30 protein-coding genes and 1 tRNA gene are annotated in these 25,392 nt (G+C 45.5%); 21 read left to right on the plus strand and 10 right to left on the minus strand.

All coding sequences use genetic code 11. From position 1 onward, the window contains the following. Nucleotides 1-10: 10 nt before the first annotated feature. The 5 genes from ACJJI1_RS15590 to ACJJI1_RS15610 all read right to left on the minus strand — a co-directional run bounded on the left by ACJJI1_RS15590 (nt 11) and on the right by ACJJI1_RS15610 (nt 3,630). Nucleotides 11-319 (minus strand): hypothetical protein, encoded by a 309-nt coding sequence (locus tag ACJJI1_RS15590; RefSeq protein WP_444957224.1) that lies wholly within the window; start codon nt 317-319, stop codon nt 11-13. A 1-nt stretch (nt 320) separates the two neighbouring features. Next, complete coding sequence (locus tag ACJJI1_RS15595) at nt 321-938, minus strand: LysE family translocator (RefSeq protein WP_444957225.1); 618 nt, start codon at nt 936-938, stop codon at nt 321-323. Between the two features lie 140 nt (nt 939-1,078). Beyond that, on the minus strand, nt 1,079-1,315 hold the full coding sequence (locus ACJJI1_RS23025) for a hypothetical protein (RefSeq protein WP_507019906.1): 237 nt from the start codon (nt 1,313-1,315) through the stop codon (nt 1,079-1,081). A 283-nt stretch (nt 1,316-1,598) separates the two neighbouring features. Next, nucleotides 1,599-2,477 (minus strand): CPBP family intramembrane glutamic endopeptidase, encoded by an 879-nt coding sequence (locus ACJJI1_RS15605; RefSeq protein ID WP_444957227.1) that lies wholly within the window; start codon nt 2,475-2,477, stop codon nt 1,599-1,601. A gap of 580 nt (nt 2,478-3,057) precedes the next feature. After that, the gene (locus ACJJI1_RS15610) at nt 3,058-3,630 is read right to left on the minus strand and encodes an HD domain-containing protein (protein WP_444959392.1); all 573 of its coding nucleotides are present in this window, start codon (nt 3,628-3,630) and stop codon (nt 3,058-3,060) included. A gap of 712 nt (nt 3,631-4,342) precedes the next feature. Here ACJJI1_RS15610 and ACJJI1_RS15615 point away from each other — a divergent pair. The 4 genes from ACJJI1_RS15615 (at nt 4,343) to hdeA (ending at nt 6,670) form a co-directional block, all read left to right on the plus strand. Further along, nucleotides 4,343-4,843 (plus strand): HNH endonuclease family protein, encoded by a 501-nt coding sequence (locus ACJJI1_RS15615; RefSeq protein WP_444957228.1) that lies wholly within the window; start codon nt 4,343-4,345, stop codon nt 4,841-4,843. A gap of 379 nt (nt 4,844-5,222) precedes the next feature. Further along, nucleotides 5,223-5,903, plus strand: a complete 681-nt coding sequence (locus ACJJI1_RS15620) for a hypothetical protein (RefSeq protein ID WP_413665101.1) — start codon at nt 5,223-5,225, stop codon at nt 5,901-5,903. Nucleotides 5,904-6,011: 108 nt separating this feature from the next. Continuing rightward, a complete protein-coding gene (locus ACJJI1_RS15625; RefSeq protein WP_413665102.1) occupies nt 6,012-6,239 on the plus strand; it encodes a hypothetical protein in 228 nt (75 codons plus the stop codon). Between the two features lie 2 nt (nt 6,240-6,241). Further along, on the plus strand, nt 6,242-6,670 hold the full coding sequence (hdeA, locus tag ACJJI1_RS15630; protein WP_282933522.1) for an acid-activated periplasmic chaperone HdeA: 429 nt from the start codon (nt 6,242-6,244) through the stop codon (nt 6,668-6,670). A gap of 301 nt (nt 6,671-6,971) precedes the next feature. Here the strand turns inward: hdeA and ACJJI1_RS15635 are convergent. Further along, nucleotides 6,972-7,047: transfer RNA gene (locus ACJJI1_RS15635), tRNA-Arg, on the minus strand. A 410-nt stretch (nt 7,048-7,457) separates the two neighbouring features. Between ACJJI1_RS15635 and ACJJI1_RS15640 the strand changes: the two genes are divergently transcribed. Further along, nucleotides 7,458-7,637 (plus strand): PA3496 family putative envelope integrity protein, encoded by a 180-nt coding sequence (locus ACJJI1_RS15640; protein WP_108735213.1) that lies wholly within the window; start codon nt 7,458-7,460, stop codon nt 7,635-7,637. Nucleotides 7,638-7,975: 338 nt separating this feature from the next. Here the strand turns inward: ACJJI1_RS15640 and ACJJI1_RS15645 are convergent, their stop codons facing one another. Then, on the minus strand, nt 7,976-8,668 hold the full coding sequence (locus ACJJI1_RS15645; protein WP_413665103.1) for a 2OG-Fe(II) oxygenase: 693 nt from the start codon (nt 8,666-8,668) through the stop codon (nt 7,976-7,978). Between the two features lie 298 nt (nt 8,669-8,966). Here ACJJI1_RS15645 and ccmA point away from each other — a divergent pair, with 298 nt between their 5' ends. The 8 genes from ccmA (at nt 8,967) to ACJJI1_RS15685 (ending at nt 15,030) form a co-directional block, all read left to right on the plus strand. Continuing rightward, on the plus strand, nt 8,967-9,641 hold the full coding sequence (ccmA, locus tag ACJJI1_RS15650; protein WP_413665104.1) for a cytochrome c biogenesis heme-transporting ATPase CcmA: 675 nt from the start codon (nt 8,967-8,969) through the stop codon (nt 9,639-9,641). After that, nucleotides 9,628-10,341, plus strand: coding sequence for a heme exporter protein CcmB (gene ccmB / locus ACJJI1_RS15655; RefSeq protein ID WP_282933519.1), 714 nt, complete (start codon nt 9,628-9,630; stop codon nt 10,339-10,341). Before ccmA ends, ccmB begins: the two co-directional genes overlap by 14 nt. Nucleotides 10,342-10,355: 14 nt before the next feature. Beyond that, nucleotides 10,356-11,099 carry a heme ABC transporter permease gene (locus tag ACJJI1_RS15660; protein WP_282933518.1) on the plus strand — a complete coding sequence of 248 codons (744 nt, stop codon included), beginning with the start codon at nt 10,356-10,358 and terminating at the stop codon, nt 11,097-11,099. A gap of 1 nt (nt 11,100) precedes the next feature. After that, on the plus strand, nt 11,101-11,343 hold the full coding sequence (ccmD, locus tag ACJJI1_RS15665) for a heme exporter protein CcmD (RefSeq protein ID WP_444912610.1): 243 nt from the start codon (nt 11,101-11,103) through the stop codon (nt 11,341-11,343). 87 nt (nt 11,344-11,430) lie between these two features. Further along, complete coding sequence (locus ACJJI1_RS15670) at nt 11,431-11,880, plus strand: cytochrome c maturation protein CcmE (protein WP_413665106.1); 450 nt, start codon at nt 11,431-11,433, stop codon at nt 11,878-11,880. Further along, nucleotides 11,877-13,868, plus strand: a complete 1,992-nt coding sequence (locus ACJJI1_RS15675) for a heme lyase CcmF/NrfE family subunit (protein ID WP_444957229.1) — start codon at nt 11,877-11,879, stop codon at nt 13,866-13,868. Before ACJJI1_RS15670 ends, ACJJI1_RS15675 begins: the two co-directional genes overlap by 4 nt. A gap of 15 nt (nt 13,869-13,883) precedes the next feature. Beyond that, nucleotides 13,884-14,468, plus strand: coding sequence for a DsbE family thiol:disulfide interchange protein (locus ACJJI1_RS15680; protein WP_444896644.1), 585 nt, complete (start codon nt 13,884-13,886; stop codon nt 14,466-14,468). Continuing rightward, the gene (locus ACJJI1_RS15685) at nt 14,431-15,030 is read left to right on the plus strand and encodes an IMPACT family protein (protein ID WP_444957230.1); all 600 of its coding nucleotides are present in this window, start codon (nt 14,431-14,433) and stop codon (nt 15,028-15,030) included. The genes ACJJI1_RS15680 and ACJJI1_RS15685 overlap by 38 nt, the downstream gene beginning before the upstream one ends. Before the next feature lie 5 nt (nt 15,031-15,035). On the opposite strand, the gene ACJJI1_RS15690 is transcribed toward ACJJI1_RS15685, so the two are convergent. Further along, a complete protein-coding gene (locus tag ACJJI1_RS15690) occupies nt 15,036-16,235 on the minus strand; it encodes a CaiB/BaiF CoA transferase family protein (RefSeq protein ID WP_444957231.1) in 1,200 nt (399 codons plus the stop codon). Between the two features lie 280 nt (nt 16,236-16,515). On the opposite strand from ACJJI1_RS15690, the gene ACJJI1_RS15695 reads away from it, so the two are divergent. The 8 genes from ACJJI1_RS15695 to ACJJI1_RS15730 all read left to right on the plus strand — a co-directional run bounded on the left by ACJJI1_RS15695 (nt 16,516) and on the right by ACJJI1_RS15730 (nt 23,324). Further along, the gene (locus tag ACJJI1_RS15695) at nt 16,516-17,367 is read left to right on the plus strand and encodes an HpcH/HpaI aldolase/citrate lyase family protein (protein WP_444927336.1); all 852 of its coding nucleotides are present in this window, start codon (nt 16,516-16,518) and stop codon (nt 17,365-17,367) included. A 56-nt stretch (nt 17,368-17,423) separates the two neighbouring features. Further along, nucleotides 17,424-17,951 (plus strand): MaoC family dehydratase, encoded by a 528-nt coding sequence (locus ACJJI1_RS15700; protein WP_444957232.1) that lies wholly within the window; start codon nt 17,424-17,426, stop codon nt 17,949-17,951. A 30-nt stretch (nt 17,952-17,981) separates the two neighbouring features. Next, entirely contained in the window at nt 17,982-18,500 is a 519-nt protein-coding gene (locus ACJJI1_RS15705; protein WP_413665113.1) for a MaoC family dehydratase, read from the plus strand. A 1,114-nt stretch (nt 18,501-19,614) separates the two neighbouring features. After that, the gene (locus ACJJI1_RS15710) at nt 19,615-20,226 is read left to right on the plus strand and encodes a DUF998 domain-containing protein (RefSeq protein WP_444957233.1); all 612 of its coding nucleotides are present in this window, start codon (nt 19,615-19,617) and stop codon (nt 20,224-20,226) included. 155 nt (nt 20,227-20,381) lie between these two features. Then, nucleotides 20,382-20,888 carry a GNAT family N-acetyltransferase gene (locus ACJJI1_RS15715; protein WP_444957234.1) on the plus strand — a complete coding sequence of 169 codons (507 nt, stop codon included), beginning with the start codon at nt 20,382-20,384 and terminating at the stop codon, nt 20,886-20,888. Between the two features lie 262 nt (nt 20,889-21,150). Beyond that, nucleotides 21,151-22,149, plus strand: coding sequence for a hypothetical protein (locus ACJJI1_RS15720; protein ID WP_444957235.1), 999 nt, complete (start codon nt 21,151-21,153; stop codon nt 22,147-22,149). Between the two features lie 55 nt (nt 22,150-22,204). Continuing rightward, a complete protein-coding gene (locus ACJJI1_RS15725; protein ID WP_413665117.1) occupies nt 22,205-22,693 on the plus strand; it encodes a GNAT family N-acetyltransferase in 489 nt (162 codons plus the stop codon). Between the two features lie 139 nt (nt 22,694-22,832). Then, entirely contained in the window at nt 22,833-23,324 is a 492-nt protein-coding gene (locus tag ACJJI1_RS15730) for a GNAT family N-acetyltransferase (protein WP_444957236.1), read from the plus strand. Nucleotides 23,325-23,512: 188 nt separating this feature from the next. Here the strand turns inward: ACJJI1_RS15730 and ACJJI1_RS15735 are convergent, their stop codons facing one another. After that, a complete protein-coding gene (locus ACJJI1_RS15735; protein ID WP_444957237.1) occupies nt 23,513-24,616 on the minus strand; it encodes a 3-deoxy-7-phosphoheptulonate synthase in 1,104 nt (367 codons plus the stop codon). Nucleotides 24,617-24,668: 52 nt separating this feature from the next. Continuing rightward, a complete protein-coding gene (locus ACJJI1_RS15740) occupies nt 24,669-25,391 on the minus strand; it encodes a 4'-phosphopantetheinyl transferase family protein (protein WP_444957238.1) in 723 nt (240 codons plus the stop codon). Nucleotide 25,392: the final 1 nt, after the last annotated feature.

A 25,392-nucleotide genomic window follows, 5' to 3' on the forward strand; every position in this document is an offset into this window, starting at 1 on the left:
ATTGATTTTTTTATGTTGCGCTATTTTTCCATAGTGCGTTTATATAAATCATATATAAAGCCGCCGCCGCAACAGGCATGAAGTGCCACCAATAAGAGGAGGCGTCTCCTCCGAGGTTGTATTGGTATATAACAATGCCGGTAGCAAGTACGCTTACTGAGGGTAAGAAATACAGGGAGGCCGCAAGTATGAATGATGAGATCTTTGATAAGTTTCTTCTATTATTAATACCGCCTACAGCAAATACAGCCATCATAAAAAGAAAACTGGAAAATGATAGTTGGAGAAATGAACCAATAACAACCCAAGTTAAAGACATGTTAATCTCTGCTCGTAAAGGCGAGTTTGAGACCTAAAGCTGCGAAGCTACCAGCAAAGGCTCGTTGAATGATAACGCTAATTTTTTCTGAGTGAATAACATAATTTCGAATGACTGTTGCTAGTAAGCCATAAACAATGAAAACCAGAAAGGTCATAGCCATGAAGGCAAGTCCAAGAATCAGCATGCTATCTACGGGGCTCTGTACTTGAGAGGGAATAAACTGGGGTAAGAATGCCAGGAAGAAGACGGTTAGCTTTGGGTTCAAAATGTTAATCATAAATCCCTTGAAAGCAATTGAAGTTAAACTCTGTTTCTTTTGATTTTCTTCTAGAGTCAGGGAGCTGCTAGATTTAAGCATTGACCAAGCTAAGTACAATAAGTATACGGCTCCTGCATATTTTACAAACTGGAATGCTAATGCACTGGTATGAATAATTACGGATAGCCCCATTATACAAGCAAGGATAGAGGGGATGATGCCTAGCGTACAACCTAACGCTGCAGAAATACTTGCTCTTTTACCCTTGAATAGTCCCGCTGCAACTGTATATAGAACTCCCGTTCCTGGTATCAACACAACGATAAAAGAGGTAATCAAAAACTCAATGCTTATCATAAGGACAAGTCCTGACGTGAAATTATAGATTTAAATACTGGATTCAGGGATAACCCTTTTGAATGGTGGCCTCTCAATCGTCTTCAATTTTTAAGCTTACACCAGCTATTGGTGTTCCTGGGGGAAGGCCACTGAGTTGCTCATGTATCTGTCCTAACAGAACTAGATGGACTTCCCAAGATATAGATTGATAATTTTCTGTAATGTACTCCCCGCCCATTATCGGTGGATGGATTGGTGAATAGCAACAACCATTGAGTTAATGGTTGCTCCACTAACTCAAGTAATAATCTGTATTTAAACCAGTTGCCCGGAATATCTTTCATTGCTGCCATCATCTCTCGGAAAGCATTCCAGGATTTTGCGGCAAGTTCCATTTCGCCTGTGCCAGTATCTAGGAAATAGACACGTTCCCTGTTCAGTAGGGCTTCCTTCCTTTTGAAGAATAAATCTCCCTTGGAGGTCAGAAGGCACATGGAGGCCTTTTTGCCAACTAGCCATCTCCAGCATTCAAGGGCATCTCTTTTTCCTGGATCAGTAACTGGAGCAAAAATATCTACTTCATTATCCAGAGTGTATTTCTATATGCCTGCGGTAAAATTGCCCAAAACTCATGATTGATCTTAATCAAAGCCTCTGTCACACATCCATGGCGCTACGTCAAGATTTTTGTGGAGACAGCATTTCGCTTGCAGGTTGAGCGGAGCCGAACTCTTGTTGGCCCTTTCTCCAGAAATAAATGCTGATACAAAAAATAACTACAGGTAAAACCATACCAAATTCATTGAGATACCAACCTGAATCTGTGCTTTGTAGGGTCAAAGGATTAAAGAATTTTTGAATAAATGCATTGTGGCTCATGTGGAAAATAACGGCAGGCCAAACACTGTTAGTCTTTAATCTTACGTAGGTCATGATGAATGACATTGACATTAAGCCTAGCGTAAAGAAAAACAACTGATAGCTGAGAGGGGCTGTTTCATTCCCGTAGACACCTGCTACCATCATGGGCCAATGCCAGGCGGCCCATATAAAGCCAGAGGTTAGTGCGATCCCTGAGAAGGACATAAGCTTTGAGAGCTCAGGTACAAGCAATCCACGCCATCCAATCTCCTCTCCTAAAACTCCAGGCAGTATCAATATAAAGCTGATACTTGCAGTAATTAAGAATCTAAAGAGGATTACACTGGTATCACTCCAGCTATCTACTTTATATCCCTCTCTTAGTGCCGAAACGTATTCTGAGTTATACCACTCCCCGAAACCTAAGATCCACATAATGAGGTAGGCAGCTGCTACATAGCCCAAGGGTACCAAATAGCTCAACCACTGATATTTCCAGCTTCCCCAAGACCATCCTAAGGAGCCCAGGCTCTTCTTGAATATCAAGCATGTTATGACCGTGGCAAGCCCAACAGAAAGCATTAAGGGTACTGCGCTTTCCATGTGAAAAATTAGCCAGTATCCGATAGGGTAGAGGCTCGCTGTGAAAATTAAAAAAACAGCGATAATTTTGAGCGAACTCAGCGATTCTTTCATCTAGATCGTTAACTCCGTGTTATCTTGAAAATGGCTAATCTGTAGTATGTCTATGTGCGAAATAGAATATTTCTTGTACTGTTAATGAGTGGGGATTACAAGAGGCGTAAGGTTTGAAGGTTGCCCTGCAGAGTACTGTTATTGAGGCTAGGTGAATTTCATACTCTCTAAATTATCTATTCTAAATGTAGAAGGAACAGCCTATTAACTGTTTTTCGAACTCATGCCTATTGACCTTTGATTTGGCTTGGCTTCCTTAAGCCTACCATACGACACATTGCGTCTTTTTGTAGATTCGATCAACGGTGTCCTATGTGAGATATCTAGAGATATATCCTACCAGCTATGCTTGATCTGTGTTTAAGGAGCTGATGAAATTGAGGATGTAAGTACAGTAGAAGTAGTAAAAAGTTAAACTCTTCTTAAAGGCGTAATTTAGGGATGATTTCAGGTGCTTGCTATTTTTAATTTAATGTGCACCCCTGTACCAGCTAGATGTGAAATTTTATAATTATCTCACTGTTAGAGTAGTGCATTCTACTCGTAGCATTACTGTATACAAATTTTGGATGTCTTCTGGTCACTTTAAAACTCCACTCTCAACTGCTTCATGGAGCTTTTTCTCTATAGTAGACCACAATTTATGACTGCCACTTGCTATTTTTTCTGAGTTGACAGTGAAAACCTGTTCCTTGGAAATATTGTGTTTCTGCCAGCTATGGCCGTTACCATAAATGTTATGTAGTAGTGGAGGTACTCTATCAATCGCTTTTGCAAACTTAGCATCAGGTGAAATGCCTTCCTCAAATTCCTTCCATAAAGCTATAAATTCAGCTGAGAGCTTGTCCGGTAATATCGATAGTGTTTGCGCTAGACTTTGGGTCTCACTTGATTGCTGCTCGTCGGTGAGTGGTTGGTACACAATTTGATCACCTGCTCCAATTTCACCCAGGTCATGTATCAATAGCATCTTAACAACGCGGCTAATATCAATACGTTCATTGGCGTAGTCTTTGAGCATAAGTGCGATTAAGGAGACATGCCAGCTATGTTCTGCTGAGTTCTCGTAACGATTTATACCGACTGGCTTTATTTGCCTCAGAACAGCCTTAAGCTTCTCAATTTCGATAACAAATTCTATGATTTTTTCAATATCACTCCTTCTACTTCGCTTCTCACGTAGGGTCTTCTATTGAAACTGAATTATATAAGTCTTTGTTGGAGTGTTTTTAGACTTTGATATAAAGATATTATTTGGTACGCCACAGTTTCCCTCTGGCTGATGCTGATTCAATTGTTTACTGCTTCTTCAGCCCACACAGGAGATCTGAAGTGATTTTTATTTATAGTTTTTTTGAGAAAATTTTTTAGAATCACTCCTTCTACATTCACGTTAAGATCTAGGGATACATAGCCTTCAGGTATGTATTTATGTACTATAAGATGTGTACCACTTGGGGTTATCATGCCTTCGTTAGTCTATAGCGATTTTGTTAAAGTCCAGACTTCAGATGTACAGGAATCTCGAAAGCTAAGGAAGGTGGTAGTGGAACCTACCCCAAGGAAAAATCCTGCGATTAAAGTTGTTATTGTTTTCATGCATTTCCCTATTGTTGCTGAGATGTATTGAATTGTTCTGCTAACGAATTTTATTGATTTAAGTATATACAGTATCGATAAATTGTCGCTATTTGTATATTTTTACTACTACAGGTTTGCACATGCTAAATAACCCGTATCTCTGTCAGGTTCGATTATTATTTATATCCTCGAATAAATTTTGTGTTAAGAAAAGTGCTTGTTGACGCGCCCTTAAACTACAATCAAAATGCTCCCCCAGCAGTAATTAGCCGCAGTTTAGCTTTATGCGACTCAAGTCTTTATTAATAGTGTCCATGCTGACCCTCAGCGGGTGTTATGAAGTAACCCCTCAATCTTATGATCGCAGTGAGTGGTTGCCACGGTGGTCTGATATCGATGGTGATTGCCAGAATACTCGCCAGGAGCTATTGATCCGTCTCTCTTTGGCTCCTGTTGCCTTCAGCAATGAGAAGAGCTGTACAGTGGTTACAGGCCTTTGGATGGACCCCTATACGGGACAGTTTTTTGAAAAAGCTTCGGATCTGGATGTGGAGCATATAGTACCGCTATCTTGGGCTCATAAGTACGGTGGTGCTAGCTGGAGCCGGGAGCAGCGCAGAGCTTTTGCAGAAGACCCTGCAAATTTGTGGCTGGTTGATGATGGCCACAATCGCAGTAAGGGAGATAAAGGGCCCGATCAGTGGCTGCCGCCCTATAAGCCAGCCCAAGCCATTTATATTCGTCAGTTTGAGGTTGTGGTCCGTAAGTATCGGCTTGGCGACTGAATACGACACTCTATCGTTAGAGCTGACATTGAGCTGATTTTTAAGTAAATCGGCTCCTGATGGAAATCACTGATCTCCGGATTATTTAGATCCTTCACTCCTTGCTCCCCATCCTATTATCTCCTTCGGGTTAGTTAACAATAGTGATATTTAGCTATCCACCTAACCTACAGGTCCTGGTATGAACGCTAGTCAGAAATGGCATTAATGTACACTTCAGTTAAAGCACTGTGGTTTTCTTCTGTTGCTGAATATTCATTTCTGCGATTACTTGCCGCTTAGATAGGGTGGGGTGTTACGAATTTGGCTTTCTTGGGTTACATAATTGAAGCGATATTTACGGGCATTGAATTGAGTTAAAAGATGATAGGGGAGAGCTATGGATAGAGTTGCTGGTATCTCGGCGTTTGGCATGGGGTTAATTTATATTAGTGCGTTTGTATTCTTTGGTGCTTTTTGGTCTTTTCCATCGGATGGGAGCTCCATAGAAAAAATGACGTTCTTGGCAGAAAATCAACAGATTTTTAATATTGCCTATACCCTAATGTACTTGGTCTTTGCGATCTTGCTGGGCTGTGTGGTAGTTAGCTTATATGAAAAGCTAAAAAGTAAGAGGAGGGAGATTGCTGCATTGGCATCCTTGTTCGGAGCAGTCTGGGTGGGCCTGGTCATAGCGAGTGGTATGATCGCAAATATAGGGCTCGCCTATGCTTTGGGGCATATGGAGGTCAGTGTTCAGAAGGCTTTCGATACCTGGGGAATAATATACTTGATGGTTGAAAGTCTTGGTGGTGGCAATGAGTTGGTGGGTGGACTTTGGGTTCTGTTAATTAGCATTGCTGCATTGCAAGCTGGGCTTTTTTCCCGTCCATTAAATTTTATCGGTGTGCTAGTGGGAGTGGCGGGAATTGCGACTATCTATCCGGACGATATCTTTACAGAAATATTCGGAATTTCCCAAATAGTCTGGTTTATTTGGTTAGGTTTCTCTTTGCTAAGGCTGGGTAGGCACAGTCAAAAATGGGAGGCAGCAAACTCTATTCCGAGCGCTAATAGCTAAAGGTGTATATAGGTAAAGCCTGCTTCTTCACATGGAATGCGTCTGGACAATAAAGCTTGTATGCAAGTGGGTAAGAAAGTGTTTTTGATTTTCCCCAAAAAATGAAAAATGCGTCTATCCTTTCAATGGGCCAAGTATTCGTTGATTCAGTGTCTTGGCTTGCGTTTCCGCTGTCGTAAGGCTGGTGAATCCGGGGCAATTCCTTGCCTCGCTGTTTGTCGCAGTCATTTTAGTGACTTGCTGGCCAGTCCTCCCCGGCCCGTGGGTAGCGAGCGGATTGCACATTACCTGCAATTGATTCACGGGGTGATAACCCTGGATATTTTGGAGATCTAATTGTGAAAAGTAAGCAGTTCATTCTTCCTTTGGTAATTGCCAGTCTTGCTGCTTCTGCTGCCTTCGCGGATAACCATCCCAAGAAGCCGGCGAAAGACTGGACCTGTGCGGATTTCCTGGCTATCGACGACGAGTTTAAGCCTAAAGCAGTTTATTGGGCTGCCGCCTACGCCAAGAAAGGCACGGAAGAGGGGGATATGCTGGATATTGAAGGCACAGAAAAAGTGACGCCGATGGTGATTACCGCCTGCACCAAAGCGCCAAAAGAATCTTTCTGGGCTAAGTTCAAAGATGAGTGGCACAAGGTGGGGATGCACCACAAGAAGGACAAAGCTGAAAAGCAGATGATGAAGATGCAGAAAAAAATGCAGGATGGCACTCAGATGAACAATAGTAATGGTGGCAGTGGCACAAACGGGACTAACCAGTAGGCGCTGTTCGTCAATACTTGCATTGCTATTGTTCTGGGCCCGGCTTGTGCCGGGCTTTGTCTATCCTGAGATGGAGATTCACCAGCGAAATGGTTTCGGTTAGTATTTATGGTGAATGGACGAAAAGTAGGCAAATGGATTTGTGATATGGGAAAGACTGTAAGAAACGAAGCCAGGCGCGGGAGAACAATTAGCCGTTCTACCAGGCTCTTCTGGGGTGGGGTGCTGTTGGCTGGGTTATTCCTGGCGTTGTTTATGCATTCGGCAAAGGCAGTCGTTTGCTAATTTGCCTTGATATGTATGGCGCCCCCGGGTGGACTCGAACCACCAGTCCGGACTTAGGAGGTCCGTGGTTTATCCTGTTAACCGACGGGGGCGGGTGTCAGCACTGTTGAAGAGCGGCGCTATTCTAGCCTGTGGAAAGCCCTGTGTCATGTCATGCTTTTCACCATTAACTCACCTTCCATCCAATCGTACCAAGTTGCTGTGTCACTGAGGGTAACATTGGCGCCACTCGGTTACTGCTATTCCCGTCGTTCCCTTTTCTTAAAATTTTCGAAAAACCTTCATAAATCTGTCTTTTTTCTTCGCTACTTTGACTTCGAAATGGAGGTTTTTGCGGATAGCTTTGTTCGGGGATCAGTTGGAAAGTTTTGACGTAAAAGCCGCATTTCCACTTGATAAATTATTGCTTGACCACGATTGATTGAGCTGGATAACCTGCAATTGCACCCTTGGTGCGATAAGGATATTTCTGCTTTCTCTAATCAAGATTATGGAGTTTCGTATGAGCGGCCACGTTAACGAAAGACGCCTAGATTTTGATAATGTGGGTATTCCACAAATTGCAACTGAAGTGCTGAAGGAAGCTACCTCTCAGCCACCACGCGACGCACGTCGAATGGTAGAAGACAAATTGGAGGAAAAGCGTTTAAGGCGTGAATTAATGGATTATGATTTCGACTAACGAAATATGCTGAAACTTTAACGGCTACGGCCAGCTATGCAGGGTGCAGATAATAAATTAAAGTAATCTAAAAATGGGATTGCTTAAACTGTACTCTGCGTAGTTAATAGATTTTATTGAAAATTTGCCTTTCCTGCCCAAGTCACTTCTATTTTCCCCTGGCTTTTCTCTGTGCTTTTAAACCGTTGGGCTCTGTTTCCCCGTATTGTATTTTCACTAATTAAAGTTGTTAGGTTTATTATTTTTGCAATGGGTGCTATGGAGATAGGGAAGAAGGTGTGTAGGCACAGAGCCCGTAAGGGATGCGGGCTCTATCGTAGGTATTGAGTTGGCTGTAGCTACATATTTTGTGTGGCTGCAGAGTTGCCTCCAAACCAACCCAGCAGACGCTTGAGTTTTGAAGCTAACTTGCCGCGCTTGGCCTTTCTGTTTTTGTCAGCATCGCTGACTAACCAGGCTACCTGGATAACCAATCTTTTACCTTCGAAAGGCAAGTGTCCGTGGAACGAGTTATCGGCTCGCTTAAATGCGGCCAGGGTACCGTAAGAAGGTTTTACCTCTGGGGCTGCGGTATCTTCAAAGTTATCGCCGCTTTTTAAGAAACGCAGGCAGCCTGTGCCGTCCAAGGACCACTCCGGGTTCAAGTAGAGCAGGGCGGTAGCAATTTTTGACTGTCCGTCGGTATGGATGCGGCCGTGGCGTTTCTTGAGTGTACGGCTAATGGAAACATAGGTTGGGTATTGAGAAAGATTCTCAATACCCAGGTTGTTGCCAATGGCATCTGCAAATTCCGGAGCCCTAAACTGTTCAATCAGTTCATTTATTGTGGTGCCACAACTGCTTCTATCGTAGGGAAGGTAACCGGCCCCTTTAAGCTTTGGGAAGTCTTTGATAAAGGATGCCATCAGGTTCTCGGCCAGCAAGTTCTTGGCAACGAAGAAAGGAAATGGCTGTTGGTGAATCTGGCTTTCCTGGCCAATTAAAGTAGTAGCGTCGAGCCAGGGATCGATATGGGTGGCGAGATTGTTCATAGACACGCATCCTTACGAGCAGAAGAATTGGCCCTTTTGGGGGTCCAGCTTTATGTCGACTTCTGAGATTACCCACTTCCTTGAGGGTACAGCGAGAAACAGGTACTGAATCTCACGACGGTGTGAAAATACCAAAACTACAATTCAGTGCCAATTTAAATAGCGCTTTTCAGTGTGAATCAGTGGGCATTCTTGCGAAAGATCAAGGGTTGCTAAAATGTTGCTCGCTGAGACAATGCAATTAGCGCTGGTGCCGGTATAATGCCGTTCAGATTTGTCAGAGCGGTTTTATCCTGGAATGTCTGTGACCCCTAAGTCCCAAGTTGTGCTGCAAGTGAGAGATCTCGCCTGCGAAAGGGATGGTCGGCGCTTGTTTGAGGGCCTTCAGTTTTCTCTTCAAGCCGGCGCTGCAATTCAAATCAAAGGCAGTAATGGCGCGGGTAAAACGACCTTGCTGCGCACTTTGATTGGCAGTAGCAGTGATTTCACTGGAGAGATCCTTTGGTGTGATACCGCCTACCCGCAATCGCTCTCGGCGATGCGTGAGTCCTTACTATATATCGGGCACAGGGGCGGAGTGCGCAGTGGCCTGACTCCGCTGGAAAACCTCACCTGGTATGGTGCTGACCATGAGGACGCGCTTAATGCGCTCGATAAAGTCGACCTGACCGGCTTTGAGGACAGCTTGTGCCACTCCCTTTCCGCCGGCCAAAATCGCCGTGTTGCCCTAGCGCGATTATTTCTACCTGATTCCCCTCGATTGTGGATACTCGATGAGCCACTGACCGCCCTCGACGTTGTGGGTGTTGCTGCATTGGAAGAGCAAATGGCGGTCCATCTTTATAGCGGTGGTTCAATTCTGCTGACCTCGCACCAACCTCTGTCATTAGCCGGACTCAGTGAGGTTAATTTGTCTGACTATTCAGTCTCTGAGCCTTTTGAGGATTTTGGGGGAGAGCATGTCGACAGTTGATGTCCAAACGCCGGTGAGCGAAGTGCGCAGTGGCCCCGGTTTTATGGCGCTGTTCCGGATTGAAATGCTCTTGGCGTTGAGAAAACGAGCAGATATTGCCAACCCCTTATTATTTTTTGTGACGGTTTTAGCACTTTTGCCGTTAGGGGTAGGACCTGAGCCCGAACTTCTGGCAAAGATGGCTCCGGGCATGATCTGGGTAATGGCCCTACTGTCCACAATGCTATCCCAGGAAAGCCTTTTTAAAGGTGATTTCGAAGATGGCACCCTGGAGCAGCTCACCCTGTTACCACAACCGCTTTACTTTGCGGTTCTTGCAAAATCCCTGGTGCACTGGATTGCCACAGGCTTGCCGCTGGCATTGCTGTCGCCGCTGCTCGCCTTAATGCTGAATCTGCCCGTGGATGGTTATGTTTGTTTGCTGGTTTCCCTATTGCTGGGAACTGCGAGTTTGAGTTTGATCGGGGCCATTGGTGCAGCACTCACTGTTGCCTTGCGCCGCCCCGGTTTGCTCTTGGCACTAATTGTTATGCCGCTGTATGTGCCCGTGCTAATCTTCGGCACCGGCGCAGTACAGGCGGCAATTGATGGCTATGCCTACAGCGCCCAACTGGCGATATTGGCAGCACTCCTAGCGGCTGCTGCGGCACTGGCGCCACTCGCTGCTGCGGGTGCAATACGTATTAGCCTGGATAATTGATTTGGAGGTCTTTCTTGGCTTGGCAATGGTTTCACCGCCTGGGTTCGCCCCGCTGGTTCTATCAAAAAACTGAAGCCTGGCTGCCATGGCTGGCGCTGGCTAGTGTTGTATTGCTCGCTGTAGGCAGTGTTTGGGGCCTGGGTTTTGCCCCAGAAGATGCCAAGCAGGGCAATAGTTACCGCATTATCTTTATCCATGTACCCGCCGCCTTCCTGGCTCTGGCCGGTTACTACATTATGGCGATCAGCGGTGCTATCGGCTTGATCTGGAAGATGAAGCTCTCCTTTGCCGTGATGCGCGCTGCCGCGCCGATCGGTGCGGTATTGACCTTTGTCTCGCTATTTACCGGTGCTGTGTGGGGTAAACCTACCTGGGGTGCTTACTGGGTATGGGATGCCCGCATTACTTCAATGCTGATACTCCTGTTTCTCTATGTCGGCGTTATGGCACTTACCCACGCAGTGAACCGGGAGCAAGTCGCCGACAAAGCTTCTGCGCTGCTGGCCCTGGTGGGCACCGTGAATATCCCGATTATTTACAAGTCCGTAGACTGGTGGTTTACCTTGCACCAGCCCGCGACCATTCGCCTGACCGAATCCAGCAGTATTGATCCGAGTATGTTCTACCCGCTGTTGACCATGATTATCGGTTTCTACTGTATGTATGCCTGGACCCTGCTGACTCACACCCGCACTCTGCTGCTCAAGCGCGAGATGCGCACCAAGTGGGTACAGGAAGAACTGGCGGGAGGTCGATAAAGTGGAGTTTCAATTTGCCAACCTGGCTGATTTCCTAACGATGGACGGCCATGGTGTATTTGTGTGGGTGTCCTACGCGGTGACTTTCCTGAGTCTCGCGGGGATGGCTCTCTACCCTTACATTGCCCGCCGTGGCCTGAAGGCAGAGCTGGTGCGACAGCAGAAAATTGCCCAGCGGCGCCGCCAGGCAGTGAGTGAGCGCACAGTAACCACAAAGAAAGAAACAGCAGAGGAACCGGCTTAATTTCAATTTGCCGGGTTCCAGCGGATAGGGCGATGGAGAACCTATCAGCGCAACAGAATTAAATAGTTATGGAGTAGGACTTAGACAATGCACCCTGTACGCAAGCAACGCCTGATACTCGTACTTGTCCTGGTGGTATTGTCCAGTGCAGCAGTAGGTTTTGTAGCCTATGCGATGCGCGGCAATATCGATTATTTCTATGCCCCCAAGGCCTTTGCAGCGGGTGAAGTCCCGATGGAAAAGCGGATTCGCGCGGGAGGCTGTGTTGTCCCGGGCAGTGTGCAGCGAGCTACTGATAGCCTGGAAGTCCAGTTTGTGATTACTGATGGCGAGGCTCAACTCTCCGTAGTCTTCGACAAAATCCTGCCGGACCTATTTGCCGAAGGCGAAGCAGCAGTGATTACCGGCCAGTTGATGCCAAGCGGTGTTCTGCGTGCGGACCAGGTTCTGGCCAAGCACGATGAAACTTATACGCCACCTGAGGTAGCCGACACCATGGTTTCCCATGAAGGTTGTTCCGATGGAGCGAAAATATGATCCCTGAGCTGGGCCATTTTGCGTTAATTGTCGGCTTGCTGCTTTCGGTTGCTCTCGCAACAGTGCCGATGGCCGGTAGCTATTCATCACGCCCTGTGTGGATGGATGCGGGGCGCCCGCTGGCTCTGGGTATTTTTGCGTTCGTTCTGATCGCTTTTGCCTGCCTGACCACTTCTTTTGTGCAAAGTGATTTCACGGTTAATTACGTAGCACAGAACTCCAACAGTATCCTGCCGGTTTATTACAAGGTTACCGCCGTATGGGGTGGGCATGAGGGCTCCATCCTGTTGTGGCTTTTGATTCAGGCTGGTTGGGCTGCGGCAGTAGCGCTGTTTGGTAAGCAGCTGCCCCCGGAGCTTTCCGCGCGGGTTTTATCCGTACTCGGTTTTGTACTGATCGGGTTTTTCCTGTTTATTCTGCTTACCTCCAACCCATTTGATCGCACCCTGCCATTCCCGCCGATGGAAGGTTCTGACCTGAACCCCCTGTTGCAGGACCCGGGTATGATTTTCCATCCGCCCTTGCTTTATATGGGGTATGTGGGTTTCTCGGTAGCCTTTGCTTTTGCCATTGCGGCACTGCTCGGTGGCCAGTTGGACGCGGTGTGGGCCCGTTGGGCAAGACCCTGGACGGCTGTGGCTTGGGGCTTCCTGACTTTGGGTATTGCCCTGGGTAGCTGGTGGGCTTATTACGAGCTGGGCTGGGGTGGCTGGTGGTTCTGGGACCCGGTTGAGAATGCATCCCTGATGCCTTGGTTGGTGGGGACTGCCTTGATGCACTCCTTGGCGGTAACTGAGAAGCGTGGGCTGTTTAAGAGCTGGACTATCCTGCTGGCGATTTTCGCTTTCAGTCTCAGCCTGCTCGGCACCTTCCTGGTGCGCTCAGGGGTGATTACCTCGGTGCATGCATTTGCTACTGACCCACTGCGAGGCAGCTTTATTCTGGGCTTCCTGGCTGTAATTGTCGGCACTTCGCTGCTGTTGTTTGCCCTGCGCGCACCGACAGTCAGCGCTCGCAGTGTTTTCTCTTTCCGCTCTTTGGAAACCTTCCTGCTTGGCAATAACATCCTGTTGATGCTGATTATGGGCATGGTTTTGACCGGTACTCTTTACCCGCTGCTGGCCGACGCCATGAACTGGGGCAAGGTGAGTGTGGGGCCGCCCTTCTTTAATCTTTTCTTCGTGCCACTGATGGTTGTTCTCTGCCTGTTGGTGGGTATGGGCGTGCGCGCTAACTGGAAAGACAGCCGCTGGGACAAACTGCTGAGCGCATGGCGTTTGCCATTTGTCGCTTCGTTGGTAGTTGCGTTGCTGTGGACCCTGGCCCTGGGAGATTTCCACTGGGGAGCGGCACTCGGAATCTTCATTGGTATCTGGGTCTTTGCTTCCAGCCTCGCTGATATCGTGGCTAAAACCCGCAACTCCAGCTCATTCTTTGCCGGCCTTAAGCGTCAGAGAGCCAGTTACTACGGTATGCATATCGCACATATCGGCCTGGCAGTTTCGGTGTTGGGGGTAGTACTAACTACCGTTTACAGCATTGAGGAAGATGTGCGTATGGGGGCTGGGGACAGCTTCCAGGTTTCCGGTTACGACTTCAAATTTGACGGTGTTCGTATGGTTCAGGGGCCTAATTACCGGGCCTTTGAAGGTGTATTGCATGTCAGCAAGGACGGGAAGCCGGTAGCAGAGCTGCATCCCCAGAAGCGCAATTACCTGTCTGGTGGCAACACCATGACAGAGGCGGCGATCGATACCGGACTCTTCCGCGATATTTATGTGGCCCTCGGTGAGCCGATGGACAGGTCTAACCCAAGCGGTGATTGGGCTGTGCGACTTCAGTACAAAGCCTTTGTGGTGTGGATTTGGCTGGGCTCGCTTCTGATGGCGATTGGTGGAGCTATTGCTGTAGCGGATAAGCGCTATCGCAAAGCGAAAGCCGCTAAACCTGTAGATATAGAAGTTACAGGCAATGTTGCTACGGCGTAATAGTTGGAAAGGATAATGTCTAGACTCAAACTCTTTTTGCCCCTGGTAATATTTGTCGTGCTGGCCCTGTTATTTTGGCGGGGCCTCTACCTGAACCCACAGGAAATGCCATCGGCCCTGCTGAATAAACCTGTGCCGGAATTCTCTTTGCAAAAAGTGGCGGATAACAGCCAAATTGTAGAGAAGAAAGATCTTCCCAATGGCCCGCATTTGATGAATGTGTGGGCCACTTGGTGTGTAGCTTGCCGGGTAGAGCACCCCTATTTGAATGCTCTGGCTGAGCAGGGTGTGCCGATCGTTGGCGTTAACCTCAAAGATGAGGATGAGGCAGCAATCAAGTGGTTGGAGAAATTCCACAATCCCTACTTGTATAGCCTCGCCGATAGAGATGGCCGTTTGGCTCTGGATCTGGGTGTTTTCGGTGCGCCGGAAACTTTCCTGGTGGATTCCGAAGGGACTATTCGGTGCAAACACGTTGGCGTTGTCGACAATAAAGTCTGGCAGACCAAGCTCCAGCCTTTGTACGAAAAATTAAAAAACCAGCGCTGGGACGATATTGTCGGTGAGTTATCAGATTCCCTCATCTCCCGTTGTCAGTGAGACAGAAGAAAAGAAGAGCCGTTTTATTTGTTGGCTGGGGCCAGTAGAGAATAAAGCGGCTTTTCAGCAGCAGCTGGAAACTGTCCGCGCTCAATATCCCGATGCAAGCCACCACTGTACCGCGTTGGTGATCGGCAATCCTTCCAACCCGGAAGTAATGCAAGCAGATGACGACGGCGAGCCCGGTGGTAGCGCGGGGCGGCCAATGCTGGAATTGTTGCTGAAGCAGGGCGTCGGCAATGTGGGCGCTATAGTGACCCGCTATTTTGGTGGCACCAAGCTTGGTGTGGGTGGCTTGATGCGTGCCTATCGTGGTGCGGTAGGTGCCGCGCTGCAAGATATTCCATTGCAGCCCTTTGTTCCCCTGATGCATGTTTTGGTTCGCTGTGATTTTGCCCAGGAAGCCCGCCTGCGCTTTTTAGTGGGGCGTCACCTGGGGAATTGTGGGCAGGCGGAATATGTCAGTAACGTCACTGTGCCAGTTTCACTTCCTGAGGATCAGTGGTCACAATTGCAGACACAATTATTGGCAGAGAATTTTCAGGTTCTCGATGATCAATAGTTCTTTCAAATGATGCCGTATTTGGCGAGCTTGGCTATCTCAACCCCGGAATAGCCAAGCTCAGCCAGGATATCCTTGGTGTCTTCTCCCAGGGTAGGTGCCCGCTTGAAATTAACCATCTCTCCATCACAGCGAATTGACGGTGCCAGTATTTTAATATCCTTGCCGTGATCACCGGGTATTGTTTGGATGCGGTCGGTATCGGAAACAAAGGGGTTTGTTAGCGCCTGCTCAACATCATATACCGGGGCTGCCGGCACCTGGCCAGCTAAAATTTTTAGCCACTCTACGGTATCTTTTTTTGACAGTATCTCATCCAGTATTTCGGTTAACTCCGATTGGTTTTTCCTGCGCTCCCTGAAATTTACAAACTTGGGTGCGTCAGCTAATTCCGGATGTTCAATACATTGACACAGGGATTTCCAGAACTTTTCCTTATTGCACATCAGGTAAATCCAGTCGTCCTTTGTCTTATAAAGTTGACAAGGGCTTAGGGAAAAGTGTGCTGATCGCGGCACCCGCTTTTGGTTGTGCCCCGCATTTAACTGCCACATGGCCACATAACTTAAATTGTATAAAGCGTTATCAAAAAGGCTGACATCGATATCTCGTCCCTTGCCAGTTTCCCTGGCATTGAGTACTCCGGAAACAACGGCCAGTGCCAGAGCTACCCCAGTGGATAAATCCACCAAGGACAGGCCGCACCGGGCAGGTGGACTGTCAGGTTCACCAGTTAGCTTGAAATAGCCTGCCTCTGCCTGCACGGGGTAATCATATCCCGGCCACTTGGCTCTATCGCCATCGCGGCCGTAGGCAGTCAAATGGGCGCAAACAATTTTGGGGTTCAAGTTCCCTAGTTGTTCGTAAGTAATCCCCAGCTTGGCCGGCACGTCTCCCCGTAGATTGTCGGTCAGTGCATCTGCACTAAGAATTAATTTGTGCAAGATTTCCTGCCCTTGGGGAGAGGACAGGTTGAGGGATAAACTGCGTTTGTTGTGATTGAAAGCCTGGAAAAAAAGGCTGCTATTATCCCCAGGTTCATTTTCCAAGAAGTAAGGGCCTACGGTACGGCCTACATCCCCCCCGTGGGAGATATCTTCGACTTTAATGATTTCCGCTCCAAGATTTGCCAGGTATAAGGTGCCAAAAGGGCCTGCACCATATTGTTCCACCGCCACAATCCGCAATCCTGAGAGAGGTAACATGTCGGAATAATCCACTAAATATAGATACGCCGTATTCCTCAGCATAGAGCAGGAGTTGTAAATTCGATGGGATTGGCTGGTAGATATTGGGAATATCCGGTCACCCGTATTTTAGTGACCCTCTGACAGGCAGGGCTCACTGAAGGTGAGTGTCGCGATTTAATACAGAGTTGCTAGTCTTTTGGGTGAGCTACAGGATTGGCTTGGAATCTAGTTGTAGAGAAGGGCACCGGGAATGGATATCCGGCTATCTGTCAATTTGTTGAGAGGGCGCCGCTAGATGGGTAGTGTCATTAACAGAAGCAAGTATTTCCGTAGCGTCCTGTTTGTCCCTGCGACCCGGCCGGATCGCTATGAAAAAGCAATGGCCAGCGGAGCCGATATTGCCTGTGTGGACTTGGAAAATGCCGTTTCCCTGGAAGATAAAGATACTGCAAGGGAGCAGGTGGTCAATTTCTTTACAGGAAAGGATATTATTCCCACTCAGCGCGCGTTGAGAATCAACCAGCTCGACAGCGATTGCGGCATCAAGGATATGTTGATGCTGCTAGATCTGCCGCAACTGCCAGATGTTGTGATTCTTCCCAAGGTTCAATCAGCAGAAGAAGTGATTGGTTTTTGCCAGGTTATGGCCCCCTCCCATAAAACGATTCGAATAATAGCCCTGATTGAATCCCCAAAAGGTTTGGAGAATGCGTTGAGTATTGCCCAGGTAGAGGAGGTGGTTTGCCTGGCCTTTGGCGCGGCTGATTACAGTGCAACAGTGGGGTCAGATATGAGCTGGGATGCTCTTTTATATGGCAGGGGGCGGCTGGTTCAGGCTGCCGCATTTGCAGGCATTGATGCTGTAGATGGTCCCTATTTGGAGCTGGATGATGAAAGAAGCCTAATTGAGGAAACACAGAGGGTCTCCGCCCTGGGGTTTTCTGGAAAAATAGCCATTCATCCAAAGCAAATTAAACCGATTCACCAAGGGTTGGCACCCTCTAGTGAGGCGCTTTCTCATGCTCAGCGAGTACTGAAAGCTTATAAAGAAAATCATGGTGGAGTTCTTGTAGTTGATGGACAGATGGTGGATATGCCCGTGGTTGAGCGGGCACTGAAAACTGTGGCGGCCTCGAAGGGATTGTGACCGTACTGTAGCAGAGCCAAACTCACCGGAGCCTTACGGTAAGGCAAGAGGTTTCTATGCCCCGCTATCATTTTCCTGCGTATATAAAGACCGGTAAAAATCGCTATCGAGAGCGTTACGGTCTCGATTTTGAAGACTTTAAGGTAGGGCAGGTTTTTCATCATAGGCCCGGCGTTACCATTAGCCAGCACGATAATAAGGAAGAGTGCATCAAGACCTTAAATCAAGCCATGCTGCATTTTGATGAGTGTTACACCGCCCAAACTGAATTCGGTAAGCCGTTAATTGATACTACTTTAGCGGTTCAACAGCTAATGGGCTTGATCTGGAAGACCTACAATCGACGGAAAAAAATTGTTGGTTGGAGAAAAATTTCCATGGTGGCACCAGCTTATGGCGGTGATACCTTGTATTCTGAGAGTAAGGTTCTCGAAGTCCAGGCAGGTAGTGAGTATGACGACGCGGGACTGGTAGAAATTGTTATATATGGAAAGAATCAAGACAAGAAGACTATTTGCGAAATACAGTGTGACATGTTGATCTTCAAACGCAATCACCTGCCTTTCTCTGCGAACGGCTACTAAATTTCCATTTTCCATATTTAGGTGACCTCAATGAAAGAGTCATTTAATTTTTTGCGGGAAGTAGAAGATAACGTTTATATAGAAACGGTCGGAATAGACTTTGAAGATTTTGAAGTGGGGCAAATATTCGAGCATCGTCCAGGTCGAACCTTCACTGAAGCTAGCTGTGTCGACTATGCACTTCGCTCATTCGATCTCAGCCCGTTTATCACTGATAAGGTATATGCGCGTCGAGTTTATGGTGATAGGCAACGAGTATTGGAGACATTTGTTTTAAGCGCAATGGCGCATACAACTAGGACGTTTGGAAAGGTTGTAGCCAACTTGGAGATGAGTGACTGTGAGTTGCAGCCAGTTTATGTGGGAGATACTTTATACTTCGAATCTGAGATACTTTCCAAAAGGGAGTCAAAATCAAGGCCTGAACAGGGGTTGCTTAGCATATATTCCCGCGCTCAAAATCAACATGGTGAATGGGTTTGCGCCTACAAGCGAACGTTACTTGTTTATCGTAAGAACTTTGGTCCCTATAAGGCTGCTGGATACTGATTTCGCAGCCTAGCCAATGGCTTCTTTTTCCTACTCTGGATTGTTGAGAGTGGTATAGCGCAAGTAGTAAAATTCAAGAGGTCCTCCAGTATAGCGATGGATCGAAAAGAGCATTCTAATATCTCCCTGCTTTAACTATTTTAAATGTAGCCTGTACCGTCTCCGCCTGTTGCTAATACCTCGGGGGGATGGTTACATCCATTGTAAAATGTGTGTAACTGGATTGACTTATACAGATTTGCATATATCGTAAAAACGAGGAGAATGTTGATATATTGTGCGGCTGCAAGGTGTCTTTAGGGGTACCTTTGTACAGTGTGACAAATAGCTTCTTTGTATACCCTTAAAGATAAATATCTTAATTCAGTAGGTAGTAATAGAACGCTGGTAGAAACAGACATAGGGAATTAAGCAGTTACTCAGAGATACTGTGAATGTCAGTTGACACATTTGTCATGACTAGTGATGGGTGCTTACCGTCTGTAGATAGTGAAAGCAAGAAAGCCACGTGTAAGATTTTCAAATTGATAAAAGAGCACAGGGTAGTTTACCCTGATATTTATTCAAATGAAGATGAATTAGATAAATATGCATATGAAGTACTACAGATCAGAAGTTCCTGTTAAGCAGAATGCATCTGGTAAGTACTAACGCTATTATGCTTTCTTGGGGGCAGCGCTTCGAGCCTCCCCATGAGTGATTGGCATTAAGTGACTATGGTAGATAGATCGACATTATTGAAAGAACTTAGAATTTCCTGTGATCCAGATTTTGGCATGTGTTTAGAGCTTTTCAGTTGGGATCATCTCGATTATATCGAGGATATTTTAGCTGAGTACTTCGATATTGAGTACGAGTTCAAAATACAAGATTCGGAGAACTCTAGGTACGCGCTCTTATTTGGCAATAGTGTTGGAGAGAGTATCCTGGAAAATGCCTTATTGGCTATAAATCGCTGTCATGCGTATTCTCGGCAACTTTACGTCACAATGTAGGGTGTTACTTGATAAGCTGATGCCGTGTTTTTCGATCACATGAGCCTGCATTGGGCAGTCAGGTAGCGCTGGCTTGTCTGAGATGTGGATGTTAATTTTTCTACAAGATGGAGTGAGTTTTGGGTAATCGGGATTTGATATTCATTAGGCAGGCAATGCTGATACCTGTGTTTGCACTGTATAATATTTTCTTGGGGTTGTTTTTGCCAGGCTATAGTATTGTGACTCAGCATATTAGTGAGTTAGCATTGGAATCACCTTTCTTTTCATATTCACATAGACTTACAGATATATTGATTGGTCTTTCTATGTGTATATTTTCTCTGCCTTGTTTGTCACTCGCAAAGGCTAAATTTACTTTTTTAACGATGTTTGCATTTGGCGTAACATGGATTTTTGCGGGGCTCTTTATTATGAATAGCCCATTACATGATGTATATGGGCTAACAAGTATCTTAATGGTTGTTCCTGCTATATTTGCTTTAGAGATGCGCAATTATTATATCTCAAAGAAATTCCAGGATTTATGCGTACTTGTAACCTTGATTCACGTTGTTTTCTTTTGGTTCTTTAGTTATGGATATATGCCTGTTGAATACAAAGGAGTGACACAAAGGATTTGGGTGGCAGTTACTTTGATATGGTATGGCCTGGCAGCTTATCAGCTTTCATCGTCGGCCAAAAAGAAGGTGCATGAACAAGTTGCGTCATATTCTATGCCTGTTACGTAATGCGTTAAGGTATCAAATCAGATGAATCAAGAATCGTAGGAATTTACTCAAAAAGTAATCTACTTGTGGGAGACAGAAAGAGTGTCAATTTAAAGAAAAAATTTCAATATAACAAAGCTGGGAAAATAGTTTAAAAAATTTAGAGAGAGCAAAATTTGGATATTCAGATACGCAAAGAGAGTAAAAGAGATATTGAGCCAATCCACAGAGTCACTACCTTGGCTTTTCGGGACGCTCCGTATACTGATCACTCTGAGCAGTTTATCGTGAAGGCCCTTCGCCAAGCTGACGCATTATTTATATCAAAGGTGGCTGAAGTGGATGAAGAAATTATAGGCCACATTGCCATTTCTCCAGTTGTTATTTCTGATGGCTCAGCCAACTGGTTCGGGCTCGGGCCGATTTCAGTACTACCTGAGTATCAGAACAGAGGAGTTGGCTCAATGCTTGTTCGGAGCGCCCTGGTTGACCTCAAAGAACAAGGTGCGGCAGGCTGCGTTGTACTGGGGGAGCCTGCTTATTACGGGCGTTTTGGCTTCAAAGTTGTCGAAGGGCTGATTTTACCCGATGTACCCGTAGAGTACTTCCAGGCACTGTCGTTTGATGACGATTTTCCAAGTGGAGAGGTTGTATATCACAGAGCATTCTCGGCACGAGCTTAACTGTCAGCTGCACTACGATGGACCTTTCACCGTTTTACAGATAGAAAAGGGCGGATGAGTAAAATTCTATTTTTTATAGGCGTGATAATGAAAATATGAAAAGAGTTAGATCTATCATTAAGCACCAGTAAGCATAGCAAAAAGACTATATGGATATAGTGGATAGCTCGCTTCTCCCAAAAGGGGTGCTTGTATGAATTATAGTGCGCATAAATTTCAAGTTTTATTGCAATATCAATTATAAAAATTTTATGGAGAAAAAGTGGCTGAACTTCCCTCTAATATTTATTTGAAACTGCCGAAGTCGATTGAGGTTCAAGATTTCTTGTCATTATTGGATAGTGAGTCTGAATCAGACTTTGTAAACGCTGCCACTATATTAAGCCCGGAACACGGACTCGAACTTGCGAAGAAATTACTAGAGCAGCTTAGTGACTTTTTTGAAGTTCGTCCGGAGAGTTTTAAAAAGTACGGCTCCGTAATCGGTATTCGATACGTTCTAGGTATGCAAGCGGAGCAGATACTTGATGAGCTATTGTTATTTTATGGACAGCTAGTTAACCCCATTGATCTTAGGGCATATATATCGGGTGATGATTCGTGGGAGATTTTTTACAGGGTTGAAGGTGGTAAATTAATAAAAGAGCATTGCCAGGCCGATGAATCTGAAGTTACGGAGTTGATTCAAACTGTGTATGCTTGGTGGCATCAGGGGCTACCCAAGTCAATTTTTGAAGGCCAATTAATTGATTCCCGTACCGAAGTACCAAAACCAATTAAGCCCGTAAAAATCATAACGAAAACAAAAATAAAAGTGCCGGATGACTACTTTTGGGAAATGATATTTTTCAATATGATCCCGAGCAAGAATGAAACACCCCATAATGATGATATTCATTCTTATTGGAGCTATTCCTGGGAGGGAACCGATGATCGGTACCAACAGGTTATGTGTGCATTTAAGCGATTACGGACTGCTTATGTTCGGTGCGGTGTAGATTTTAAGAGGCATGAAGGTTCAGGTTGTGACATAACCTATAATTTTAGTGAAAGTTCAAATAACAGTAGTTATGCACTCACTTATGCTTTGTTTAGTGCGCTTATTGGAGCTGAGGTTAAACAATTTGTTACGATGCATCCAGATTTTGAGAAACATTATATTTGTACAGGTGGGGTCGTGACTTTGGAGGTGCGCCAGAACAAGAAGGTTATCTCTACAGAAATTCATAATGTTAAGAGTATACTCTTGGATGGTGATTAGTTTAAATGATTAATAAATTGGTTAAATTGATATTAAGTGGTGCGAGAATCGGTCCATGAGTATAGAAATTAGACATAGTAGAAAGGAAGATATTCCTGAAATTAAAGATATATATGCTCAGTCTTCCTGCTATGCGGGAACACTTCAAGTCCCATACCCTTCAATAGATAAATGGGAAAAGTTTCTGGGGAATATCCCCGATAACTTTTATAGTATCGTAGCTGTCCTGGATGGGATGATCGTCGGTCAAATTGGAATGGAGGTATTCTCGAATCCAAGGCGAAAGCATGTCTCAAATATAGGTATGGCAGTAAGTGAAGAGCATCAAAAGAGTGGGGTTGGCTCAAAGCTTTTAGAGGCAATGCTCAACTTATCTATTAACTGGCTTGCCGTTCGTCGTATAGAGTTAGAGGTTTATACTGATAATGAACAGGCTATAGGTCTATATAAGAAGTATGGATTTGAGGTCGAAGGCACTGCAAAAAATTATGCATTTCGAAATGGTGAGTATGCTGATGTCTATCTTATGGCTAAGGTAGTTTAGTTCAATATAATTTAGTGGTTGAAGGCTATATACTACGAAAGATAAGGTTGATATAACTGTTGATACGTATGCCCTCTGGTATCAGTGAAAGGGCGGTATCCCTTTATTTTGGTTTATGAACATGGAGTTTTGCTCAAGGATGTCTGAAATTAATATTCGCTCTGCGAATGAGAGGGATCTAGCTAGGTGCTTTGAGATTGAATCTGTATCTTACGCTGGTAACGAGGCAGCAACAAAAGAAAAGATTTTAAAGCGAATTTTGACTTACCCTGAAGGTTTCCTTGTTATAGAGAATAATAAGGAAGTTATAGGTTTTATTAATTCAGGAGCAGCTCATAACGTAGAGTTGTCTAATGAAGAGTTTAAAGAGTTGGTAGGCCATGATTCGAGTGGAGAAAATATTGTTATTATGTCTCTGGTGGTTCACCCCAAATATCAAGGTAAGGGTATGGCAAATAAGCTATTGAACAGCTTTATTAGCTCTATGAGTGAGCTAGGGAAAAAGAGAATTTATCTGATATGTCAGGATGAACTTGTTGGTATGTATTCTAAATATGGATTTATTCATCAAGGTAAATCTGATTCTACTCATGGTGGCTTGAGTTGGCATGAAATGTTTCTTACGCTCTAAAGTAAATAAATTGAACCTTGTTGTGTTTTTCTTAGTTTCTTTCTTGTGTCGTTGAAAATTTAGGTCATACCTATTGGGCTGCATTACTTACAAATAGAATCTGGGCCAGAGGCTAAAAAAGTTGGCACTGGTTGCCAGTGCCGCTATCACCTCGGGGGATTGGCAACTTAAATGTTCCTGTAATACTATTACATAGCACCTTGATTTAATTCTATTTCCATATTGTGATAGGTGGTAAATAGATGGCGGCGTCTGACAACAGCTTCAGAAAGTATCTCTAATGCCTGACAAGTATCCTTCCAGCCGATACAAGCATCAGTAACCGATTGTCCGTAAGTCATTTTGTCCCAGGGACAAATTTTTTGGCTCCCTTCTTCGAGGAAGCTCTCAATCATTACTGCTGAAATATTTCTTTGCCCTGTACTAATTTGATCGCAGAGAGATTCCGCAACACCCATTTGATTGCTGTGTATTTTCTGACTGTTGCCGTGGCTGCAATCCACCATAATGCCGGTGGGGAGCGATGCATAGTCAAGCTGAGATATCGCCTGTTCTATGTCCTCAGTATGGTAATTGGGCCTTCTTCCTCCACGAAGAATTAAGTGGCAATTAGGGTTGCCTGTAGACTGAACAGCTTCAAGCTTTCCATTGTGGATTGTGGTACAGAATATCTGCTGAGATTGAGCTGCCTGAATCGCATCCATTGCAACTTTGACATTTCCATCAGTACTGTTTTTAAATCCGATAGGGCAGGGAAGTGCAGAAGCTAATTCCCGATGTGTTTGTGACTCCGTGGTACGAGCGCCGATAGCTCCCCAGGAAATCAAGTCTGCTATGTAGAGAGCATTCAGAGGGCACAGGAATTCAGTGGCAGTACCTAGTCCCAGTGCATTGATGTTGAGCAATAACTCCCTGGCTTTGGTGAGCCCGGTATGCATATCGGCGCTGCCATCCAAATGAGGATCATAAATAAAACCTTTCCAGCCTACGGTGGTACGCGGTTTCTCAAAATAGGTACGCATGACAAGACAAAGATTGCTTTCAAACTGGTTTTGAATTTCAGACAGTTTTTGCGCATAGTCTAGCGCAGCTTCAGGGTCGTGAATTGAGCACGGACCGACCACAACCAGTAGGCGGTCATCTTCACCGCTTAGTATTCTGGCAACCTGGTGGCGAGTTTGCTCGATCGCTAAAGCTGTATCAGACGGGCAGGGCATTTTTTGGATTAGCTCGTCATTACCCAGGAGTTTCATATGAGTCCGTGCGCTCAGAATAGCTGGAACGTCAGACATAAAATGGTCCTTCTCTTCTTAACGGAAGTGCTGTCGGTATAGTCGGTGGTGATTAATATTCAACGATACTTAATATGCCGTCTTGATGGGGTTGATAGGTGGCTGTATAGGTGCTTCCACTGAGAACTCTGGGGGAGAGGTCCTGCAAAATTCTTAGTTCTAACTTTTGTTGCTGGGGCGATAGTGCAGTAATTTCAGCATCCAGAAAGTCAAAGTACTTTCCGACTTTTGGGTATAGCGCCTTGAAAAAGCTTTCTTTCACTGAGAAAGCTATTGTTAGCCACTCTTCCAGAGGAAAACTGCTCTCTGATAGTAGCCTTACTTCTGAATTACTGACTATATTATGTCTGATTTCTTCGGCAGTTTTATCTGAAATAATTGTTTCATAATCAATTCCAAGCCCTTTAGACGTAGTGCTGGCTGCACAGATTGCTCGGTTGCTAGCATGGGTAATAGAAGCTTGTACACCCTTTGGCCAAACTGGACAGCGGTTCTTCCCTACAGGGATTTCTTTTACCGGCATACCCAGCTTACTGAGGGCAAAGTGAGCACAGGCTCGCCCAGCAAGAAATTCGGCCTGTCGGGACGGGACTGCGTTGTTTAATGCATCTGAAAAAGGAATATTAAGCAGTTCAAAAAACGAGTCACAATAGTTTCTCACGCTAAAAGTGGTTTCTATCAGGCAACCAGAAAAGTGATTGGACTCGATATTTTGAAACCCACCTAAAAACGCAGATATTGAGTTGTAACTATCACTAAAGGGGTCCTGGTTCATG

Source organism: Microbulbifer maximicatervae (SeqCode), assembly GCF_052467065.1.